This window comes from Desulfosarcina variabilis str. Montpellier (assembly GCF_048565275.1).
Classification (GTDB): Bacteria; Desulfobacterota; Desulfobacteria; order Desulfobacterales; family Desulfosarcinaceae; genus Desulfosarcina; species Desulfosarcina variabilis.
In genome coordinates, this window is record NZ_CP159846.1 from 5,537,121 (window position 1) to 5,560,312 (window position 23,192).

15 protein-coding genes are annotated in these 23,192 nt (G+C 53.0%); 3 read left to right on the forward strand and 12 right to left on the reverse strand.

The features are described 5' to 3' along the window. Positions 1–12: 12 nt before the first annotated feature. The 9 genes from Dvar_RS24995 to Dvar_RS25035 form a co-directional block, all read right to left on the reverse strand. Positions 13–654 carry a succinate dehydrogenase cytochrome b subunit gene (locus tag Dvar_RS24995; RefSeq protein ID WP_419655838.1) on the reverse strand — a complete coding sequence of 214 codons (642 nt, stop codon included), beginning with the start codon at positions 652–654 and terminating at the stop codon, positions 13–15. A 119-nt stretch (positions 655–773) separates the two neighbouring features. After that, a complete protein-coding gene (gene mdh, locus Dvar_RS25000; protein WP_419655839.1) occupies positions 774–1,703 on the reverse strand; it encodes a malate dehydrogenase in 930 nt (309 codons plus the stop codon). 272 nt (positions 1,704–1,975) lie between these two features. Further along, positions 1,976–2,803 carry a CoA-transferase subunit beta gene (locus Dvar_RS25005; RefSeq protein ID WP_419655840.1) on the reverse strand — a complete coding sequence of 276 codons (828 nt, stop codon included), beginning with the start codon at positions 2,801–2,803 and terminating at the stop codon, positions 1,976–1,978. Between the two features lie 51 nt (positions 2,804–2,854). Continuing rightward, positions 2,855–3,931: a CoA transferase subunit A gene (locus tag Dvar_RS25010; RefSeq protein ID WP_419655841.1), complete on the reverse strand. Its 1,077-nt coding sequence runs from the start codon at positions 3,929–3,931 to the stop codon at positions 2,855–2,857. Between the two features lie 280 nt (positions 3,932–4,211). Then, a complete protein-coding gene (locus Dvar_RS25015) occupies positions 4,212–4,901 on the reverse strand; it encodes a response regulator (RefSeq protein WP_419655842.1) in 690 nt (229 codons plus the stop codon). Next, positions 4,888–7,116: a cache domain-containing protein gene (locus Dvar_RS25020; protein WP_419655843.1), complete on the reverse strand. Its 2,229-nt coding sequence runs from the start codon at positions 7,114–7,116 to the stop codon at positions 4,888–4,890. The genes Dvar_RS25015 and Dvar_RS25020 overlap by 14 nt, the downstream gene beginning before the upstream one ends. Before the next feature lie 217 nt (positions 7,117–7,333). Further along, positions 7,334–10,978, reverse strand: coding sequence for a pyruvate:ferredoxin (flavodoxin) oxidoreductase (nifJ, locus tag Dvar_RS25025; RefSeq protein ID WP_419655844.1), 3,645 nt, complete (start codon positions 10,976–10,978; stop codon positions 7,334–7,336). A gap of 266 nt (positions 10,979–11,244) precedes the next feature. Further along, complete coding sequence (locus tag Dvar_RS25030; RefSeq protein WP_419655845.1) at positions 11,245–13,122, reverse strand: GNAT family N-acetyltransferase; 1,878 nt, start codon at positions 13,120–13,122, stop codon at positions 11,245–11,247. A 69-nt stretch (positions 13,123–13,191) separates the two neighbouring features. Next, the gene (locus Dvar_RS25035) at positions 13,192–15,342 is read right to left on the reverse strand and encodes an acetate--CoA ligase family protein (RefSeq protein WP_419655846.1); all 2,151 of its coding nucleotides are present in this window, start codon (positions 15,340–15,342) and stop codon (positions 13,192–13,194) included. A gap of 578 nt (positions 15,343–15,920) precedes the next feature. On the opposite strand from Dvar_RS25035, the gene Dvar_RS25040 reads away from it, so the two are divergent. Beyond that, positions 15,921–16,631: a FadR/GntR family transcriptional regulator gene (locus tag Dvar_RS25040; RefSeq protein ID WP_419655847.1), complete on the forward strand. Its 711-nt coding sequence runs from the start codon at positions 15,921–15,923 to the stop codon at positions 16,629–16,631. A gap of 20 nt (positions 16,632–16,651) precedes the next feature. On the opposite strand, the gene Dvar_RS25045 is transcribed toward Dvar_RS25040, so the two are convergent. The 3 genes from Dvar_RS25045 to Dvar_RS25055 form a co-directional block, all read right to left on the reverse strand. Then, positions 16,652–17,743: a c-type heme family protein gene (locus tag Dvar_RS25045; protein ID WP_419655848.1), complete on the reverse strand. Its 1,092-nt coding sequence runs from the start codon at positions 17,741–17,743 to the stop codon at positions 16,652–16,654. Between the two features lie 484 nt (positions 17,744–18,227). Then, positions 18,228–19,835 carry a fumarate hydratase gene (locus Dvar_RS25050; protein ID WP_419655849.1) on the reverse strand — a complete coding sequence of 536 codons (1,608 nt, stop codon included), beginning with the start codon at positions 19,833–19,835 and terminating at the stop codon, positions 18,228–18,230. 271 nt (positions 19,836–20,106) lie between these two features. Continuing rightward, a complete protein-coding gene (locus Dvar_RS25055) occupies positions 20,107–20,997 on the reverse strand; it encodes an acyltransferase (RefSeq protein WP_419655850.1) in 891 nt (296 codons plus the stop codon). A gap of 126 nt (positions 20,998–21,123) precedes the next feature. Between Dvar_RS25055 and Dvar_RS25060 the strand changes: the two genes are divergently transcribed. Together Dvar_RS25060 and Dvar_RS25065 are read left to right on the forward strand one after the other, a co-directional pair. Continuing rightward, positions 21,124–21,969 (forward strand): ion transporter, encoded by an 846-nt coding sequence (locus tag Dvar_RS25060; RefSeq protein WP_419655851.1) that lies wholly within the window; start codon positions 21,124–21,126, stop codon positions 21,967–21,969. An 85-nt stretch (positions 21,970–22,054) separates the two neighbouring features. Then, on the forward strand, positions 22,055–23,179 hold the full coding sequence (locus Dvar_RS25065) for an MlaE family ABC transporter permease (RefSeq protein ID WP_419655852.1): 1,125 nt from the start codon (positions 22,055–22,057) through the stop codon (positions 23,177–23,179). The last annotated feature ends 13 nt before the right edge of the window (positions 23,180–23,192 follow it).

Here is a 23,192-nt window from a genome sequence, read left to right on the forward strand (position 1 = left end):
TCAAACAGGCTCTTAGACACTGAGACCGACAAATAGGGGAATGCAACTAAAGCCGATCCCGATGGCGATGGCGAACACCAGGCCGGCGGCTGAAATGATGGGCATATACTTCCCATGATTCATCCCCAGGGTCTGAAACGCACTCCAGAATCCATGGGAAACGTGCACGGCCACGATCAGCATGGCCGCCACGTAGATGGCGACATAAATGGGGTTTTGGAAAGCGGCGCTGACGATTTCGAAAATCGTGGTGGCGGATTTATCCACGAAATGAAAGTTCAGCAGGTGAAACAACACAAAGCCAAGAATCAGCAGCCCGGTATAAGGCATGGTGCGTGATCCCAGACTGCGCCCGCCGGCGCTTTTATTGACACGATAGCGCTGGGGACGGGCGTTCAGGTTTTGCAGGAAAAGAATCAATCCGGTGGCGACATGGATCAGGGCCATCAGCAAAAGACCGATTTCGGCGGCCCTTAGCAAAGGCCCCAGTGCATGGAGGTGCTCGGCATAGGCGTTAAATGGATCGCTTCCGCCATATATGGTCAGGTTGCCGGCCAGGTGACCGGCCAAAAAGCCGATGAATCCCAGACCGGTCAGGGCCATCAGCAGTTTCTTGCCGATGGATGATTGAAAGGTGTGGATGAGCCAGTTCATTAAAGCCTCCCTTGGGCGTCAGGTATGCGGCAATGGGTACAAAGAAACCGGGCCTTGCGGCCAGCGGTAAATGGGCGATCGATGCGTTAAGCCCGATTTCCATTTCATCGCGCGAAGCACTACAGCGTTTTCAACAGTTCAACCAGCTCCTTGACGGCATCCGCCGAATGATCCAGAGCCTTTTGCTCCTCGGCGGTCAGCTTGATCTCGATCACCTCCTCGATCCCACCGGCACCCAATTTCACCGGTACGCCGATGAAGAGGTCGTTGATCCCATATTCTCCCTGCAATAGCGCCGCGCAGGGTAGGATCTTCTTCTTGTCCTTGAGGATCGATTCGGTCATTTCCACGGCGGCCGAGGCCGGGGCGTAATAGGCGCTGCCGGTTTTGAGCAAGGAGACGATCTCAGCGCCTCCGTTGGCCGTCCGTTCCACCAGTGCCTGGATGCGGTCGGCGGAGATGAGCTCGGTGATGGGAATACCCGCCACGGTGGAGTAGCGCGGCAGGGGCACCATCGTATCGCCATGTCCGCCCAGGACGAAGGCGTGGGTATTTTCCACGGAAACCTTCAGTTCCATGGCGATGAAAGCCCGAAAACGTGCCGAATCGAGAACCCCGGCCATGCCGATTACCCGGTTTTTGGGAAAGCCGCTGGCTTCAAGGGCCACATGGCACATGGCGTCCAGGGGATTGCTGACGATGATCAGGATCGAATCGGGTGCCTGGCGGCTGACTTCGGTAACCACGGAGCGCATGATCCCGGCATTGGTCTTGATCAGATCGTCGCGGCTCATTCCTGGTTTGCGCGGGATGCCGGCCGTGATGATGACCACATCCGAATCCTTGGCCGCATCATAGCCGTTGGTTCCGGTCAATTTGGCATCATGTTTTTCAATGGGCGCGGCCTCGGTCAAGTCCAGGGTTTTTCCCTGGGGAACGCCTTCGACAATATCGATTAGCACCACGTCACAGAGTTCTTTTTCGGCCAGGCGCTGCGCAGCAGTGGCGCCCACATTGCCGGCCCCCACAACGGTTACCTTTTGATGCATTTCATCGTTCTCCTTCGTTTGAGTATTGTTCAACGTTTGAATTACTGATCGGTAAAAAACCAATTACGCGTCTTCTGCCTTACCAGGGCAGAAAAGGTCGCTTTCGCCAGAGTTCAAGGCGAGTGTTGAGAAATGGGGGCTGCCGTGGCAGGGAAATGATAGCGTCGCATCAGGAGGAAGGATCTACGTTTAGCGACTGGCGTCGCGTAGGCGCTGATCAATCCACGGCCCCCCATTCCCCTCCCCTTCATCTGCCGAGCGATCTCACTTGTTTAGGCGGCCATATCGGTGACCTTTTGGTCCGCGTCTTTGGTTTCCTTGTTCACTTTTCGCTTTAAAAAGTAGCCTTCCGGATCACACGTTTCGCGCAGCAGGCGCAGATCCGCTTCCGAGGGGGGGGTCATCTCCTTAAGATCCGGGGAGATGAGCAGCTCGAAACCGACGAGGTCTTGAATATCGGCGGCACTCATTCCGGGCAGGACCTCGAGGAGCATCATGCGACGGGTCTCATGGTCGAAGCCGAACAGGGCCTGGTTGGTGATGACCCGGTAGGGACCGGCCCCCATCACCCCGGCTTTACGGCGATAGTCGGGCGTTCCGTCGCCGAAGCCGATACTGGTAACAAAGTCGAGCCGTTCGACGAATCGGCGTTTTTCAAGAGCCATGATCGAAATCGTCTTTTCACAATTGGCCGCCATGGCGCCGGCGCCGCCGCTGCCGGGAAATCGGGTCCCCGTGCGGCTGTATGTCCCGCCTTGAAAATGGGAGTTGATGTTGCCGTACATATCAATTTGGGCACCGCCGATGAAGGCGTAGTCCGCGTATCCCCGCTGGGTCAGCTCAAAGGCCGCGCACAGGCCCTTGGCGAACAAGGCCTTGCGAAAGGCCCGGGTGTCACCCACGGAAAGCGGCATGCCCTGTTCGAGTATCGCCGCCAGGGAGCCGGCTTCAAAAATCATGTTCAGGTTGGGTGCATGGGTGAGTTGGGCGTGCATGGCGGCAATGATGGGCAATCCCGTGCCGACAAAAACGATGGTTTCGTCTTCCAACACCCGTGAACCGGTGTACGCAATCATTTCAAATGGGCCATATTCTGCCATTAGGGATCCCTCCTTTTCCGATGAGCCATCGGTAGCTGTTGTTAACGTCGCTCAGTCTTTGATAATGGGCTGCATGCCGTCTTGAAGCCTCAGCTCCTTCAATAACTTGTATGGCTTCTGAGCCAAAAACCCGTCAAAATCGTCGACGCCAAAAATATGCTGATCGTAGTAAGCCTTGAGTTTATCCTTGTTGCCGGTCTTTCTGAATTCGTCGCAAACGCTGCGAAACTCCTGAAAGTGGGGCATGTCGAACCAATAATAGCCGTAGCAGGCCCCAGGGGTTGACCCAAAGGGCTGTTCGATCACGGAATCGACCACCGGATAGGGAATCTCGGTCAAATTTGGATAGTTGCGGATATTCTCGTTGGGAATGATCTGCTCCGTGGTCACGATGCAGGCGGTAGCGGCCTGGGCGATCTCGGGGCAGGTGCACAGGGCACCGAAAATTCGGCAGTTGCCGTACTTGTCGGCCATGGGCACATGGACGATCCCCACATCCGGATGACAGGCCGGCACCAGATAGGCATTTTCCTTGGAGAAGGGGCATTCGATCATTTTGCCCCGGTTGAGCAGTTCCATATCGCTGCCGCCATGGTCGCGGGTAGGAATGAAAGGGATGCCCATGGCGCCGGCCTTGAAGCGCGCCGACATGCCGTAGTTGGTGTAGTCATCCAGTTCGATCATCCCATTGGCCATCAGGTACCGAAATAGAGGCGCAATGCCGATAACCTCATAGCCATACCAGGCCAGTTCGATGCGTTTGATGGAGACATGATCCGGGTCGAGAATCATGGCGCCGGCCAGCAACTCCACGCAGATGGAGTTGGATTGGAAAGAGAGGGTCAGGTCCCGGGCGCCGTGGCGAATGATCTCATGGATGATGGCCACGGGAACCCGGGTGTTGACGAAACCGCCGATGCCTAAATTGATGCCGTCCTTGATATGGGTCGCCACCGCCTCCTTCAAGGTGGTGCGCTTGTCGTGAAGCCCTTTTTTTTTGGCGACGGCGGCTTTCCTGGCCTCCATGGGCGTGGGGCCCCAAAACGCAAAGGGGCTGTCTTCACGCGCCGCGACTTCCCCTTTTTGGGAAGTAATGTTGCCGATGTTGGAACAGGCATGGTTATGCATGACAAAGTCCTCCAGGTTGAATTGCTACAAGTCTACGTCATTTTCTCACTGGCTTGTCGAGAAGGTAAATGGCTATTTTCGCGCGCGTCGAGCCAAGCTACTATAGATAAAAAGCACAGTAAATCGGCGCCGACCTGTTTTTCGGTGTAAGACAAGAAAGCGAATTGTCTATAGGTTGGCAACCTACAAGCGGAGGGAATCGATTCGGGAAACGCCATGGCCAGTCAGACGCGTTTCCCAACCAGAAAGGGATTCGGATCGGAGAGGAAATTACCGATCCTTAGCAGCCACGTTCATGCCAGCGCACGGCAAAACGAATCAATTCAGTGGCGTCTTGAAGTCCTAATTTTTCTTTGATGCGTTCGCGATAGGTGCCGATGGTCTTAATACTCAAGTTAAACTTTTCGGCGATTTTCCGGGTGTTATGCCCCTGGGCGAGGCAGCGCAATACCTCGAGTTCGCGATCGCTCAATGTGTCGATCAGATCGGCCGGGTCGACGGGACTACCGGCGGGATGGGTGACAAAGCGGTTTAAGATCGAATGGATTACACGCTTACTGGCGTATATTTCTCCGGCCAATACGGTTCTCACGGCCTTGACGATGGATTCGGATGTCTCATGTTTACGAATGTACCCCCGGGCGCCGGCGGCAATTGCCCTTCCGGCGTACAATGATTCGTCGTGCATGGAGAGCACCAATACAGGCAGGGTTTTAAAACGCTTGTTGATATCTCGAATCAGTTCGATTCCGCTGGGACCTTCGAGGGTGATGTCCACGATGACCATGTCAGGTTTCAGCCTGAGAATTTTATCCCACCCCTCGGTTACATTAGACGCCTCACAGCATACCTCGAGATCTTCTTCCTGGTGGATCAGTTCCTTGAGCCCGAAAATGAACACCGGATGGTCTTCGACGACCAGGATTCTTATTTTTCGTCCCTTTCCGGTCTGGTTTTCAGTTGATTCCATAATCGCTCCCGCTGAGTGAATCGTTGCTACGAAATATAACCTCAACCATTGTGCCAACGCCAGGCGTACTGCACATATTGAAATCGGCATTAATTTTTTTCGCCCGCAAGGCCATGATGCGCATACCGATACCGGCGGGTCGTTCCATGACTCCGGTGCCGTTATCCTGGATGCAAATCCAATATCCGCCAAGCGTCTTCAATAGGGTGACGATGATTCGATCCGCACGGCTGTGCCGCACAGAATTGTGGGTGGCTTCATGGATGATGTAATAAAGGTGGGTGGCCATGCTGTTGTCATGGAAAACAACCGCATCTTGACACATCAACTCACAATGGATTCCGAATACATCGTGGATGTTGTTGACCAGTTCCTGAACGGCGGAAATGAATCCGTCGATGTCCAGATTGACCGGACACAGCCCCCGGTTGAGGTTGCGTGCCTTGTTGATGGCCTCCATGGTCAATGCGCGCGCTTTCTCGGCAAGCTCTGCCTCCTCGAGGCCTTTATCGGCCAGTTTCTTTTTCAGCACCTTGCCGAGCACTTCGATGCCGATCAAATGGGGACATAGATCATCATGCAGGTCCTGTCCAATGCTCAGGCGTTCCTTTTCACTGATATCCATGATCTCCTTTTCCATGCGCAGGGCCTCGGTCACGTCCTCGATGGTGGCCAGAATGCACGGCTGTCCCCACAGCTCGATGCGTTCTGCAGATAGGTGCCCCGTGCGGATATGATGGGACTTTGTCCGAAATTCAATCGTTACCCCGCGAATACGCTGCTCCTGGGCGACGGTCCGAATGATCATTTGAGCATCTGCTGCATGAGCGAACAGACCGGTCTCGGCCAGGGTGCAGCCGATCAGCTCGTTTGGCGCATAGCCCGTTGTGGTGAGCAGGCTATTGTTGACATTGATAAACCGCTGCTTTTCTAAAGTGGCGATGAAAATCGCGTTAGGACTGGATAGAAAAGCCTTTGAGAACATCTCTTCTGAGTCGCGCAAGGCGTTTTCGACCTGTTGGCGTTCGTGAATCTCTCTTTTCAAATCGGTACTATATGCTTCTAATTTGGTCATGAACGTGTTGAAGTAAACGGCCAACTGACCGATCTCATCCTTTGTGGATGGCTGCATTCGCACCGTGAAATCACCCGTGGCACCGATATCGAAGCGATCCTTCAACTCGCGCAGCGGGTTGGTGATGGAAGTGCTGATCAGGAAGGTAATGCCGATAAACAACACCAGCGAAAAGGCCAGGCCAATGAGCATCAAACCGCGGATATGGCCCAAGGGGGCGTAAAACTCATCCAGGTAACTGCTCGAGGCCACAATCCAATCCAGCTCGGGCATAAAACTGAAAATGACCAGTTTTTCTCGTGAATTCAATTCGCCGGGATTTTTCCAGGGATAGATGATTTTGCCGCTTCGCTTGCGGCAGACCTCCTTGATGAATTCTCTGCCCGACGCATCCGTTTCGGTGCTGATATTGACCCCCTCGAGCTGGGGATGAATCACCAATGTCCCCGTAGTGGTCATCACGTATGGGTAGCCGGTCTTGCCGAACTGCAAATTCAAAATTTGTTCACGAAAATCATCGACATTGACCAGTTGGCTAAACTCCTCACGATAGGATGATGCCGAGATGATCCAATCCCAGGGTTCGAAATAGGTCATATGTAAAGCCTTGGGGCGTGCTTGTCGCTCACCAGGGTTTCTCCAGTCATATTCGAGGTATCCGGATTTTCTCTTTTTTTGTTGATTCACGAATGAGTGGTGAGAGATGTCGATCCCTTGCAGCGTCCGCTGGGGATGAACCTGCAGCACACCGTAACTATCGATGCAATAGATATAGCCCGAATTGCCGATTTTTTGACTAAGCAGTATATTCGCTGCCCGGCGCTTGGCCTCCTGTTCGGAAAAAGCCCCCTTCAGGAATTGATCGTGATAGTAGGAGACGATATCGCAATTTTTCTCCACAACCGCACGCAGGTAGTTTTTCAAGGAGACGGACACCGAGGTTTGGACCATGTCCAAAATTGTCGTCGTGGACGTGTTGAGCTCATTTTCGATATTATTGTGGATCGTTTCGCGCACGAGATAATAGATGATGCAGGCGCCCACCACCAAGGCAACAACAAACCCACCAAAATAACTAAAAAAAAGCTTGTATCGAATGGGTTGATTGGCCAAACGGTGCTTCAATTGCTTGATCTTCATAACGTCAACCCCGTGTCCAGTGATGGCGTCGTCATTGATGTCAAAGTCGTTTGGATCGGGTCTTGGTGGGGCCAATTTAGCCGATTAACACCGTTTCGGTGGTATCGTCAACGCCTTTCCCTTCCTAGCATATGCCCTCAACGAAAAAGGGCCGTGTCATCCCTTAAGGGGTGACACGGCCCGTTATTGATCGTTTAGAAAAATGAAGAATCAGGCGTTAATTCCCAGCCCTTCCGTCATCGCAGGCCTCATCCGCGCCTTCCCGACCGGCGTGCTCGGCGGTACCGGCCAAGGTGCAGGAATCACTGCTATCATCTGCTTCAGCCAGTTCACCAGCGGCCTGGGCAGGTTTGAACTCCGCTTCAGCCATTTCCTTGAGTTTGGCATAGCGCTGGGCAAACTCGGCCTCCAAACGGGTGTGCAGGGTCTTGGCTTCATCCGGGAAGATTTTCTGCAAGGCGGCGTAACGCACTTCGCCGGCCAGAAATTCCTGCATACTGCCGTCCGGTTCCTTGGAATCCAGGATGAACGGATTCTTGCCTTCATCCGTAAGCGCGGGGTTGTAGCGGTACAGCGGCCAGTACCCACTCTTGACCGCCAGATTGGTCTCTTCCTGGCTCTTGCCCATGCCCTTTTTAATGCCGTGGTTGATGCACGGCGCATAAGCCATGATCAAGGAGGGGCCATCATACCCTTCCGCTTCGGTAAAAGCCTTGACCAGCTGCTGTTTATTGGCTCCCATGCCCACATTGGCCACGTAAACATAACCATAGGTCATGGCCATGGCACCCATATCTTTTTTGGCCGTTTTCTTACCGGATGCGGCAAACTTGGCAATCGAGCCCGTGGGCGTGGCTTTGGAGCTCTGGCCACCGGTATTGGAGTAGACTTCCGTATCGAAAACCATCACATTGATGTCTTCTCCCGAGGCCAGGACATGGTCGATGCCGCCAAAGGAGATATCATAGGCCGATCCGTCACCCACGAAGATCCAATGCGACCGTTTTTGGAAATGACTGGACAGGCTTTCGATTTTCTCCAAAAGCGGGTTATCCGAATAGGCGAAAAGCATCTCTCGGATCTGATTGCCGTATTGTTTGGCCCCTTCAGGATCTTTCATGTTGTCCAGCCAGCCTTGCATGGCGGCTTTCAGTTCATCGTCAATATCCGTGTCCAAGGCCTCGGTGACCAGTTCAGCCAATTGCTTGCGCTGCTGCAAAGAACCGAGCAGCATACCATAGGTGAACTCGGCCGGATCCTCAAACAGGGAGTTGCCCCAGGTGGGGCCGCAGCCTTCACTGTTAACGGTGTACGGAATCGACGGTGCGCTGCCGCCCCAGATGGACGAGCACCCCGTGGCATTACCGATCACCATGCGTTCACCGAACAGCTGGGTGAGCAGTTTGGCGTAGGGTGTTTCACCGCAGCCGGCACAGGCACCGGAGAACTCAAGCAGGGGCTGGTAGAACTGGCTGCCCTTGACCGTGTTGCGATTGACCAAGCCCTCGCGGACCGGCAGGCTGGAGGCAAACCGCTGGTTGGGAACCTGGGTTTCAATTTGCGTACTGAGCGGTTTCATGACCAGGGCCGGTTTTTTGGCCGGACAAATATCGGCGCAGTTACCGCAGCCCAGGCAGTCCTCGGCAAAGACCTGCATGCGGAATTTGTATTCCTTGAGTTCCTTGCCCAAGGCTTTCTTGGCCTCGAACCCCTCGGGCGCTTCTTTCAATTCATCGTCGGTCACCAGCACCGGCCGGATGGCCGCGTGGGGGCAGACCATGGCGCATTGGTTGCACTGGATACAATTATCGATGTCCCACTCGGGCACATTGATGGCCACACCCCGTTTTTCATACTGGGTGGTGCCCACCGGAAATATACCATCCGGCGAAAAGGCGCTGACCGGCAGTTTGTCGCCCTGCTGAGCCAGCATGGGACGCATTACATCGCTCACCCACTGCGGCTCGTCCGCGGCAGCGGCAGCCACATCACCGGCATCGGCCCAGCTGGCCGGCACATCGATCTCCACCAGGTGATCCAGGGTTTTGTCCACGGCGGCGTGGTTCATGTTAATGATCTTGTCGCCCTTTTTGCTGAACATCTGTGTGATCTGATCCTTGAGGTAGGCGATGGCGTCGTCCACCGGAATCACATTGGCGGCTTTGAAAAAGGCCGTCTGCATGATCATGTTGATGCGCCCGCCCAAGCCGACTTCTCCGGCGATCTTTACCGCGTCGATGTTGTAGAACTTGAGCTTCTTGCGCGCGATGGTCCGACGCATGGCAGCCGGCAGTTTGTCTTCCATCTCCTCAAGGCTCCAGGGGCTGTTGAGCATAAACGTGCCCCCGTCCTTCATGCCTTCCAGCACGTCATAGATGTTCACGTAGGCTGGATTGTGGCAGGCGATGTAGTCGGCGCTGTCGATCAGGTAGGTGGATTTGATGGGGGTTTGACCAAAACGCAGGTGAGAAATGGTCACGCCGCCCGATTTTTTGGAGTCATAGGCAAAATAGGCCTGGGCATACATATCGGTGTTGTCGCCGATAATTTTAATGGCGCTTTTGTTGGCGCCCACCGTACCATCGGCGCCCAGCCCCCAGAACTTGCATTGCACCGTGCCTTCCGGCGCCACATCAAAACCCGCTTCCACATCCAGGCTGGTGTGCGTGACATCATCGACGATGCCCACGGTAAAATGATTCTTGGGTGCCATGCCGTTCATGTTGTCGAACACCGCCTTGACCATGGAGGGGTTGAACTCCTTGGAGCCCAGTCCGTAACGGCCATTGACGATGGTCGGCATGTCGCCGCGTTCCATGAAAGCGGTGCACACATCCTGGTAAAGCGGATCACCCAGGGCACCCGGTTCCTTGGTGCGGTCGAGCACCGTGATGCGACTGGCAGTGGCCGGAATCGCCGCCAGCATGTGTCGGGCGGAGAAGGGACGGAACAGTCGTACCTTGACCAGCCCCACGGACTCGCCGCGGGCATTGAGATAATCCACCACCTCTTCGATGGTCTCACACGAAGAGCCCATGGAGATGATCACCCGGTCAGCCGTGGGATCGCCCACATAGTCAAACAAATTGTACTTACGGCCGGTGAGGGCGGATACTTTTTTCATGTAGTCGGCAACGATATCCGGTACATCATCATAAAATGTGTTGACCGTTTCCCGTCCCTGAAAATAGATGTCGGGATTCTGAGCCGTACCGCGCAGCTCCGGCGCTTCCGGATTGACCGCCCGTGATCTGAAATTCTCCAGGGCCTCCATGTTAATCAACTTGGCCATGTCCGCGTAATCGATCAATTCGATCTTTTGAATTTCATGGGAGGTCCTGAAACCATCGAAAAAATGCAGAAAGGGAACGCTGGATTCGATGGCGGCCAGATGGGCGACCAATCCCAGGTCCATCACTTCCTGCACCGATGCGGAACCTAAAATCGCAAAACCGGTCTGGCGCACGGCCATGATATCCTGATGATCGCCAAAAATGGACAACGCATGGGCGGCAATGGCGCGGGCGGTCACATGCAGGACCCCAGGCAGCAGTTCACCGGACATTTTGTACATGTTCGGAATCATCAGCAGCAGCCCCTGGGAGGCGGTATAGGTTGAGGTCAAGGCACCGGCGGCCAGAGCGCCGTGAACCGCGGCCGCTGCACCGGCCTCGCTTTGCAGCTGGCGTACCAGCAGGGTTTGACCAAAGGCATTTTTAAGCCCGTTGGCGGCCCACTCATCGCAGATTTCTCCAATGGGGGAAGACGGCGTGATTGGATAGATGGCGGCCACCTCACTCATGGCATAGGCCACGTGGGCGGCGGCAGTGTTCCCGTCGATGGTTTTCATTTTTTTTGCCATAACTGCTCCTTGTTACGGGTTAGATAGATGACATCGACTCTGCGGCAACCAGTTTAAGGGGGGGGTTACCGCAGAAGTTTAATTACACATAGCAAACGGCGGGAGAAATCAAGAATCTTGGGTGCACCGGTTTTGCTGACGACTTACGAAAAAGACGATATTTAAATCACATTATTTCAGAATTGGCAAGTATAAAGTGAAGATGGTTTAGTGTCATCTAACTTTTTCAATTATTGAATTTATGCTCATTTCTCATTCACTTTAGCTCAATCGGCCATTTCATCAAAGCGGCACTTGAGCATCAACGATTCTCCGTCAAACGAAGTTTTTACCTTATACGGCAGCGTCTTGAACAGATTGATCATGGCTTTGTTCTTCGGCGATGTATAAGCCACCAGACCGGTAATGCCATTTTCACGGGCCGCCCGGGCGAGTTTGCGAAGGAAAATTTTTCCCAGCCCCTTGCCCTGATAGTCTTTGGAAATGGAAAAGGCCACCTCGGCAACGTTGCTTTCGATTAGCAGAAGATATTCGCCAACCCCGACCACCCGGCCAAAGCCGAACTCACCCACCACCGCCACCAGGGTAAGGTCCTTGATGTAATCGATCTGGGAGCGAGTCTCCACGTCATTGCGGTCAAAGCTGAGCTTGTCATGAAAAAAGCGCAGTTGAACGTCTTCCTTGTCAAGGCTGTAGTAATGTTCCTGAATGCGACGTTCATCCACCGGCTTGGACGGCCGGACAGTGATCTTCTCATCACCGTATTCGATAGTCTCTTCCAGATGAATGGGATAAATGCCTTTGGTTGCCTCGCCCAGGCGACGATCGCTGCCAATCAGCCGAGCCTCCTTGGCCGCACTGAAAAGCCAATCGCGATGATCCGGGTGAGCAATACCGATCAAGGCCAGTACGCGTTCCTGGAGACTCTTGCCAAACAGGTTGACGGCGCCATATTCGGTGACCACATAGTGCACGTCCCCCCGCGGTACCACGACAGCCGCGTCCCCCAGAGACGGTACAATATGACTGCGCTTGCCGTCCCGGGAGGCGGAATAGAGCATGATAATCGACTTGCCGCCCTTGGAGCGTTTGGCACCCCGCACAAAATCCGGGATACCGGAAACACCGGCGAAAAACGTATGCTCGGACGCCTCGGCCGCCACCTGTCCGGTAAGGTCCATGGAATGGGCCACATTCATGGAGACCATGCGATTATGCTGAGAAATGACAAAGGGATCGTTGACATAGTCCGAAGGCCTGAAATCCACGGCTGGATTGTCATGTAGAAACTCGTAAAGGTTGGGGCTGCCGATGGCGCAGGAAGCCACCAGTTTTCCATCATTGAGCCCTTTTTTGCGGTTGGTGATCACCCCCTTGGCATACAGGTGCATGATATCATCGGTCATGTATTGGGAGTGAAATCCCAGATCGTTCTTTTCGCCCAGTCCCTTGATGGTGGCCTGGGAGGCGGCGTCGAGCCCCATCTGCAGGGTGGTCCCGTCCTCGATCAGCCGTGAAATGTGCTTTCCAGCCCACTCGGCGGCACCGGACCGCTTGCGCAGATCAACCGATAACAGCGGTTCTTCATGCTCCACAATGACATGCACCTGGTTGACATGCAGAAAACTCTGCCCCATGGTGCGGGGCATTTTCGGGTTGACCTGGGCAATTACCAGATCGGCGCTTTGGGCAGCGGCCAGGGTGATATCCACGGACACCCCCAGACTCAACCAGCCGAAATCGTCTGGGGGCGCAACCTGGATCATGGCCACGTGGATGGGCATTTTTCGTGATAAAAACAAGCCCGGCACCTCGGACATATTCATGGGCGTAATAAACCGCATGTACCGGGCGATACTCTCCGTATCCGCAGAGCCTAAGTAAATGGTCCGGATATTCAGACTGTGGTCGTGAGTCTTGTCAGCAATTTCGGACAGCGATGTGGTCTCGCGGCTCATCAGCCGCACAATTTCAAGCCCGCTGAGTTTGAGGGTGGCCTCGGACAGCGCCTTGACCAGCGCCTGGGGCTCTCCCGTGGCGCTGCCGATAAACACCCGCTGACCCGGGCGAATCATGGCAATGGCCCCCGCTGCTGTTTTGCGTTTTTCCACATAGCTGTCTGCCCAGTATATCGACCGTGTCATGATCCGCCTCCTTATCGCCTATTTGAAACATTGGGTTGAAGTGCGCGGCCGGATTGATCGCGCTGCCGGCTACTCGGGCATTTCCAAAATAAAGCGACAGTCCGCCACGGTAACGCCCTCTCCTTCCGGGTGGACCAGCAGCGGGTTGATGTCCAACTCCTTGATCTGCGGGTGATCCACGACCAGTTCAGACAGCCCCACCAACATCCGTTCGATGGTGGCAATATCCGTCTTGGGTGCACCGCGATAGCCGCAGAGCAGTTTGTGTCCCTTGATGCTGCGCACCATGTTGCGGGCACCATTGCGGGTCAGCGGCGCCAAACGGAATGCGACGTCCTGGAAGATCTCCACAAAGATACCGCCGATGCCGAACATGATCAGCGGACCAAAAGTGGGGTAACGGGTCATTCCCAGAATCACCTCGTGTCCCTTGGGTGCCAGCCGTTGAATCAGCACGCCGGTGATCTCTGCGTCCGGACTATAGGCCTTGGCGTTGTCCACAATGGTCTGATAGGCCGTCATGACCGCCTCCCGACTGTCCGGGCCCACAATAACACCGCCGGCATCGGATTTGTGGATGATCTGGGGCGAGACGATTTTCATCACCACGGGAAACCCCATCTTTTCCGCTTCATCACCGGCCATTTCCGCGCTTGTGGTCAGAACCGTGGGCAATACATTGAAACCATAGCACTTGAGCAGTTCCGTACCACCGATTTCACCCAGGTAGGTTTTGCCCTGTGCCAAGGCGTCGGCAATGATTTCCGCGGCCCGCTGTTTGTCGTGTTTGACGGAAAATGGCGCCAGTTCCTGGCGATTGAGCCAGCGGGAATAGCGGTACAAGGCGCCGAATGTTTTTGCGGCACTCTCTGGGAAACGATACACCGGCACCCCTTTTTCCTGCAGATATTTCACACCGGCGGACACATCGATAATCCCCATGAAACAGCACAGAATCGGTTTGTGAGAACGGCGGGCAATGCGGACAATGGCCTCGGCGGTACCAATGGCGTTGGTCATGCTCTGGGGCGTTAGAATTACCAGGGCACCATCCACACCTTCATCTCTGATAACGGCTGTAAGCGCATTTTCATACCGATCCTGGGCCGCATCACCGATCACGTCAACGGGGTTGTTGAAATTGGCTGTCTCGGGCAAATGACTTTTCAGCGCTTCGACGGTCTCCTCGCTGAATGTGGCCAGCTCCAGCCCCGAGGAAACGGTCATGTCCGTGGCCACGATCCCGGGGCCGCCGGCATTGGTGACAATGGCCACCCGGTTTCCCAGCGGCACCTTGCGCCGCATTTTACCCAGGGCGTTTTCATTTTTGTAGGCGAACGCAGTGCCGAAATCGAACAGCTCGTTGATGGACTCCACCCGGATAATTCCACTCTGCGTAAAAATGGCATCATAGACCGATTCACTGCCGGCCAGTGATCCGGTGTGTGACGCGGCGGCCTGGGCGCCGGCGCTGGTCCGACCGGATTTGATGGCCAGTACCGGTGTCGGCCGATCACCGCCGGTAATTTCCTTGACGGCCTCGATGAATTCCGGCCCCCGCTGCAGCTCTTCAATGTAGAGCATGATCACTTCGGTTTCCGGATCGGCGTGAAAATAGCGCAGCAGATCCAGTTCATCCACATCGGCTTTGTTACCAATGGAAACAAATTTGGAAAAACCAAAGTCCTTGTCCGCCGCAAAATCCAGCACCGCGGTACACAAGGCGCCACTTTGGGAAATAAAAGAAATGTTCCCCGCCGACGGCATCCTGGATGAGAAACTGGCATTGAGCTGCACATCGGCGTTGGGATTGATCACGCCCAGACAGTTGGGCCCCACTACACGAACGCCGGCTTCACGGCACATGTCCACGATCCGCCGCTCAATCTCGAGCCCCTCGCCGCCAACCTCCTTGAACCCTGCGGAAACAATGACCACCGCTTTGACGCCTTTATCGATGGCATGGGCGATGGCGGTTTCCGCGAAACGTGGGGGAAGAATGATAATCGCCAGATCGATGGAATCCGGTATATCCTGAATATCCGGATACGCACGCACGCTGGCAATGGATTTGGCTTTGGGATTTACCGGGTAAAGTGTACCGGTAAAGCCGCCTTTAAGGATATTGACAAAAATATCATGTCCCACTTTTCCGGGTGTACTAGAGGCACCCACCACCGCCACGGATGACGGGTTAAACAATGCATCAAGGCCTTCCATGATCTTAACTTTCCTGCTTTCTTTCGTTATAAATAAAAAAGGGATCGTGCTGGCTTCAAGCCAAACGCGCATCCCGATCCAAAGTTGGCCATCAAAACTCAGTCGATGACCGTCTCGCTTTCACTTTCTGCTAAATGTTGCCGATATATCAATCCTACTATTTAAAACGGGCGTAGTCCAGCAGTCCTTTTTACTATAGTGTTTAAGATAATGTTTTTGGCAAGGCCAGAGGGAGGAAGCTGTATAATCAATACTGCGACGACCGATAACGCAGCCCAAAAACATTATCTTGAATGCTATACCATTTCAGGTTGAGGCAGACCACCGACCACACCGAAATTGGTTTGACCATTAATACTCAAAGGGCATCCAGCCTGTCAAGCACAAAAGAATCAACACCCTTGAAATTCATCATCCTGCATGCTATTTAAGGCTGGTTCATTAAAAAAAAACATATCAAAAAAAGAATACGCTTACACAATTCATATTTTGGTCAGACCAATATTTCGTTATATCTGGCACATTCCCACGCATTGTGCAAGCCAATATGTTGAATTCAATGGAGTCCGATTTCAAGTATGCCACCCAAGCTTAAACCCATCAAACCCAAACGCATTTCCGATCAGGTCTTTGATCAACTGCGAGAATTGATTTTTCGTGGCGAATTCAAAACCGGAGATAAAATTCTAACCGAACGGGAACTGGCCGAAGCCTTCAGTGTCAGTCGCACCTCGGTGAGAGATGCCATCAACAAACTCGTGGTCATGGGGCTTCTGGAACAGCGGCAGGGCCAGGGTACATTTGTCTGTACACCGGAAACCAGAGATAAAAACCTGATCGGAACCATGGTGGAATCCCAGGATGCCTCGATCACCGACCTGCTCGAGGTCCGCATGGGCCTTGAGTGCAATGCCGCGGCCCTGGCTGCCACGCGGGCCGTGGACAAGGATTTCAAGTTTATGGAAAAAAGCATCGAAGAGATGCAAAAGGAGGTCGCCTCCGGACGATTGGGTACGGAAGCCGACGCGGCGTTCCACATGGCCATCGCCTATGCAACCCAAAATCCCCTTCAAGTCTTTATCATGAAGAATTTTTACGACTTTCTTTTTACCGGCATCAAAGTCAACCTGGAGGGACTCTATCAAATTCCAGCCAATATCGACACGATTCTGGAGCAGCACAGGCAAATCTACCAGGCCATCCGGGACCATGACCCGGAGGCGGCGTACCGGGCCATGAAACAGCATATTGATTTTGTTCACCAGTTCTATAAGAGACAGGGAAAATAGCGGGAAATTAACGATTCATGTTACCTGGCCAAATGGTCGATGACCATTTTGATGGACACTTTCATCCTGTTAAAGGCCTTGGCCAGTTTGGCGATTTCATCTGTGCCGGATGTATCGATATGGGTTTCGAATCTGCCCATACTGATATCGTCGGCGTTGTTGGCAAGATGCTTGATAGGACTCAAAATCATTTTTGAGAATAAAAAATTGATGACCACCACCAACAGCACAAAGGCCAACGCAATTATTTTGACAAACAGCATAGTTTTGTTTCTGGTGTTTTCAACGACCACACTTGCCGGCACTGAAACGGTCAAGGTACCAATGACTTCTCCAACGGATCGATGGAAGCCGTTTTCATTGCCGTGTCTATATTCATACCGGTCCAATAGCTCCTTGGGGGCCAAGCTGGGTTCACTGTGGCAGCGCATGCACCGCTTTTCAGCCACAATGGGTTTCATGATACAATAGACTTTTTCTTTTCCCTGGATTCGATATCCCTGCCACGCTTTCAATTCTGGATTGGCGGAGAACTTCTCAATAATGCTCATCTCAAACACATCGGCCTGGTTTATCGGATTGCGTGGATGAGGTGCTGCATGTTTGAAATAATATTGAGGGTATGACGCTTGGATTCCGTCAAAAATAGTTCGGGCGCAGAATGAAGAAGACATCCCTTCGACGATGAATCGGTCAGGCAACGCCTGGTATAAGGCGGGTTTGATGACGTTGCTGGTAAAATCGCGGGTTTGCTCCATTGTTGTCATCAACAGATGGGCTTTTTCGGAGACCTGATTTTCGGCATCTTTTTTCAGTCCGGAATCCGCTAAGAAATAAAGCATGATGATGGCGCATAAAAAGACGACGCAGATGGCTAAATTAAATTTAGCCCTTAAGCCGAATGATTGGGTGGAGGGATTGTCTGGTGCAAAATTCAAATTGATCGTCTTTTTTTTCGTGAGGCTCTTTGTTTCCGGAGGACGATTACCCACGTCGATCGCTTTTGTTTGCAGTTGCTTTTTCTCAGCAGCCTGGTTCTGCTCTGCATCCTGCTCGTTTCTGGAATCAGCGGCAACGATAATATGAGAGCATACCTTGCATCTGTATTTCAAGTTTGTTTGTCCGGTATCGGTGCCCTTGACAATATAGCGTTTTCCACATTTATCGCATCGGATAATTCTCGTGGAAGGATCTTTTGGTTCTAATTCCGTTAGCATGGTTTTCTTACATTCGTTATTTTTCTGGCATTAGGGTCTCATCACTGACGTTCGATACAACTTCGTGGGAAATGACAAATCAGATGTAAATAGAGAAAGAGAGAAGGAGAAGTCGCGTGAAGTAACATCGAAATTTGGCATCCATACCCTGCATCCTGGCAAATTGCAACAGGAAAAATACATACTCTTTATGAGTACTTTTTAATCAGATCGCCATATTTCTCATATAAAATTGAGAAGCCACCGCGCTCGCCCCCGTTGACACAAAATGAAAAACGGCTCGAAAGCGTCCCCCATATTGTAAAAAACAGGTGTGCGCGTTGAGCCGTTTTAAGGCACCGTCATTGAGTCTTAGACGGGATGTTGGGTCAGAAGGCGTTTACAGGAGATTTTCGAAAAAGTCGTTTCCCTTGTCGTCAACCAGAATAAACGCCGGAAAGTCCTTGACCGTGATCATATAGATCGCCTCCATGCCCAGTTCAGGATATTCCAGTACTTCCACCGAGGTAATGCACGCTTTGCCCAAGCGCGCAGCCGGACCGCCGATGGACCCCAGATAAAACCCGCCATACTTTTTGCAGGCGTCGGTAACCGCCTGGGAACGATTCCCTTTGGCCAGCATGACCATGGACGCGCCCTGGGCCTGGAAGATGGGAACATATGAATCCATGCGCCCGGCTGTCGTGGGACCGAATGATCCGGAGGCATAGCCTTCAGGCGTCTTGGCCGGACCGGCGTAATAAATGATGTGATCCTTCAGGTACTGGGGCAGGCCCTGTCCGCTGTCCAGCCTTTCCTTGAGCTTGGCATGGGCAATGTCCCGACCAACGATGATTTTACCGGACAGTTTTAGCCGCGTCGCCACTGGATATTTGGTGAGGATGGCCCGGATATCGTCCATGGGCTGGTCAAGGTCGATGGCCACCGCGTCGTCCGCCTCCCCTTTCGGCTCGGGCAGATAGCGCGCTGGATCGGTCTCCAATTGTTCCAGGAAAATTCCGTCGGCGGTAATTTTGGCCTTGATGTTACGATCCGCGCTGCAGCTGACCCCGATGCCGATGGGACAGGAGGCGCCGTGCCGCGGCAGGCGCACCACACGGATATCATGGCAAAAATATTTGCCGCCAAACTGAGCACCAATCCCCAACTGTTGTGCACGCGCCAAAAGCTCTTTTTCCAACGCTAAATCACGGAAGCCGTGCCCGGTCTCACTGCCGGCAGATGGCAGCGTGTCCAGATATCCGGCCGAGGCCAGTTTCACGGTTTTCAGATTGAATTCCGCCGATGTTCCGCCCACCACCACGGCCAGATGATACGGCGGACAGGCCGCGGTGCCTAAGGTTTTCATTTTGGCGGTAATAAAATCCACCAGGGTGTCCGGATTGAGCACTGCCTTGGTTTCCTGGTACAGGTAGGTTTTGTTGGCTGATCCGCCGCCTTTGGCGATGAAAAGGAATTTATACGCATCCCCTGGGGTGGCGTATAGTTCCACCTGTGCCGGCAGATTGCACCCCGTGTTTTTCTCTTCATACATACTCAGGGGCGCATTTTGCGAATACCTCAGGTTACACTTCGTATAGGCGTTGAAGACCCCCTTGGACAGGGCCGCTTCATCATTCTCACCGGTCCAGACCTGTTGCCCTTTCTTGCCCATGACAATGGCCGTGCCCGTATCCTGGCACATGGGAAACGCCATCTCAGCGGAGATGACGGCATTTTTAAGCATTTCCAGGGCCACATATCGATCATTGTCCGAGCTGTCCGGATCATCGAGGATCTTTTTCAGTTGAGCCAGATGCCCAGGCCGCAACAAGTGCGAAACGTCCCGAAACGCCGCTTCAGCAAGCCGTTCCAATCCCTCTGGGGCCACCTTGAGAATGGTATTTCCGTCGAACTGGGCCGTGGAGACATGATCGTTGGTCAACAGGCGGTAGGGCGTATCATCTTCACCCAGGGGCAGCAGCTCTGTAAACTTGAATTCTACCATGGGACTCCTCCTTATTCTTAATCTATTAAATGATTCTCGAATCGACGCCAAATCGATTGCCATGTAAAAATGAAGGGAGTTAATTTAGTGGGCGGGGTTTGATATTGTCAAGGTATTAAATGATGAGGGTCCAGATAACCATCAATCTGGACACACGCAAAACGATTGTGGATGCGTTATATCACGGGACACTGGCGGAAAAATGCACTTGGCCGTTTGCAAACCAAATAAACAAAAGGAAAAAAGAAAAATGGCAAAAAAAAGGGTATCCTCAACCAGCTAACAACCTGTTCAGGTCTTTATCCTTCTGGCGCCACAGGTCGTTAAGCCATTTTTGAAAATTGCGTTTAAACTGGACATCCTTCAGGTAATCGCCCACAATCTGGTTGGTAATGGGCAGGGTTTTCACGCGGACTTTGATTTCCTTGACCCGCCCGCAGGCAAAGTCCCAGAAAGTGGCTGCGCCCTGTGGATAGGCAATGGTAACATCCACCACCTCGCGCAGTTTGTCGCCCATGGCCGCCAGGACAAATGCTATACCACCGGCGCGGGTGCGAAGCAAATGCGTGTAAGGCGATCGTTGGCGGGCATGTTTTTCGTTTGTGAATCGGGTCCCCTCTACGAAATTCATGATCGAAACAGGCAGGTTTCTGAATTTTTCACAGGCTTCTCGGGTAATGTCCAAATCTTTGCCAATTAAATGAGGGTGTTTTTTCAAGTACTGACGCGAGTAACGCTTCATGAAAGGAAAATCCAGCGCCCACCAGGCTTGCCCCAGAAAAGGAAACCAGAACAGCTCCTTTTTCAGAAAAAACTTCAAAAAAGGAATTTTGCGGTGAAACACATACTGGAGCACCAGAATATCCACCCAGGATTGATGGTTGGCCACCACCATGTACCACCCTTTTGGATCAAGATTCTCAATGCCTTCCACATCCCAATGGATCCCGTTGAGCAGTTTCTGATTCAGCTTGTTCACGCCGATCCAAAAGTTGGCAATGGCCGTCAAGATTTGCCGGCACAGGTTTTGAATCGCCTTGAAAGGCAAAATCAGCCTGATCAATGCCACGATAAATATTGGAATGCAGCAAATAATCGTATTGAGCAAATAGAACAACACTGAGAAAACCCCGCGTGTTCCTTCAAATATCGTCTTAACCATGAAATGCCTCGCTGATAGCTATGAATAATGCATACACTGATTTGGTCGGCATATTTATTAAAACGGTCAAGAATCGACAACCCGGTGTTTGATGTCTGACAAAAGTTTTACAATCACGGAGAAAGAATGATGCGCACACAACCCGAAGGGCAGCGGGCCAAACCATCGTTGCGGTCCCCATGGCGCCTGGCACTACACGAAGTGATTTTCGAGGCGGACACCCCGGCGGGAAAAGGATTTGACGTTATCCTGATCATCAGCATTCTGGCAAGCGTAATAGCCGTGATGCTCGACAGCATCGCAAATGTACGGTTTGCCTACGGAGGCCTGCTTTACCGCATTGAATGGTTTTTTACACTGCTTTTCACCATTGAATACCTGATGCGTATAGTCTGTGTCGGCCGGCCACTGCATTATGCCATCAGCTTCTACGGAATCGTCGACCTTTTAGCGATTATTCCCACCTACCTCAGCCTGATTCTTCCGGGCAGTCAGTTTCTGTTGGTTATCCGCATCCTGCGTATTCTGCGGATCTTCCGCATTCTCAAGCTGGTGCCCTACCTGAAGGAGGCGCATCTTTTGTTGAAGGCACTAAAGGCCAGCGGACGTAAAATTGCCGTTTTTCTTTATACGGTACTGACCCTGGTGGTCATTTTCGGCTCCCTAATGTATGTTATTGAGGGGGAAATCAATGGGTTCACCAGTATTCCACGCAGCATCTACTGGGCCATCGTCACGCTGACCACCGTCGGTTATGGTGACATTTCTCCCCAGACCAACATCGGCCAGTCGGTTGCATCCATCGTTATGATTTTGGGCTACGCCATTATTGCCGTGCCAACCGGCATTGTTACCGTTGAGATGTCTCATTCTTTTAACACCCCCATATCCACCCAGGCCTGCCCTGAATGCAGCGCCGAGGGACATGATACGGATGCCCGGTATTGTAAATTCTGTGGTGCAGCCTTGTAACCCCCAGCGTTGCAACAGTGAAATCATAATATCATGCAGACCGATTATCGTTGCAAGGCCATAAAATCGTTCATATAACGAGTATATGCAAGCGAACCTGGAAAACCATTTTCTGTCCGATGGCACATTGAAAATAATCCTGTCCGGGTATTGGACCATTGACCAGACCGTTCCATCGATTGACAGCATCGCGGACCTGCCTGACACGACCGCCACGTCACGTATCCACTTCGACAGCAGGGATCTGCATCGGTGGGACAGCAGCCTCCTGGTATTCCTTGGCGCACTCCTGGGCCGCTACGATGCGCCCCATATTGCTATCGACCTGGATGGATTACCGGCAGGGGCACGGCAACTGCTCAAGCTATCCCAAACCGCCTCTCCCCGACTCGAAACCGCTGCATCAGCATCATCTTTGTCCCTTCTGGCGCGCATCGGTGAAGCCGGGATTGAAGGGCTTGCGGCGATAAAAAAAACCGTTGATTTCATCGGAGAGCTCGTGCTGGCCGGCATGCGTATGCTATCCGGCAGGGCCCATGTCCGATCCGCCGATGTTTGGCTTGTGGTACAGGAATGCGGTTGGCAGGCCCTGCCCATTGTTTCCCTGATCAGTGTCCTGGTGGGGTTGATTCTGGCGTTTATGGGCGCGGTCCAGCTGCGTATGTTCGGGGCGCAGATCTTCATTGCCGATCTGGTGGGCATCGGCATGGCACGGGAAATGGGGGCGGTAATGACCGGTGTAATCATGGCTGGCCGCACGGGAGCGGCCTTTGCAGCGAACATCGGTACCATGCAGGTCAATGAAGAAATCGACGCCCTGCAAACGCTGGGGATATCACCGGTTGATTACCTGGTGCTCCCGCGTATTATTGCCCTGGTGCTGATGATGCCGCTGCTTTGCATCTATTCCGATATGATGGGAATGGCGGGTGGCATGGTGGTGGGGGTCGGCGCATTCGATATTTCCTCGACCCAATACCTGACCCAGACCCGTCACGCACTGACCATAACCCATCTTGGCATCGGCATCGTCAAAAGCGCGTTTTTCGGTTTGATTGTCGCCTTTTGCGGCTGCATCCAAGGGATGCATTGTGGACGCAGCGCGGCGGATGTGGGCAAGGCCACCACCTCGGCGGTCGTCATCGCCATTGTTTATATTGTGGTTGCCGACGGTTTGTTTGCAGTGTTGACCAATACGCTTGGCATATAGGTTAGGGAGGATA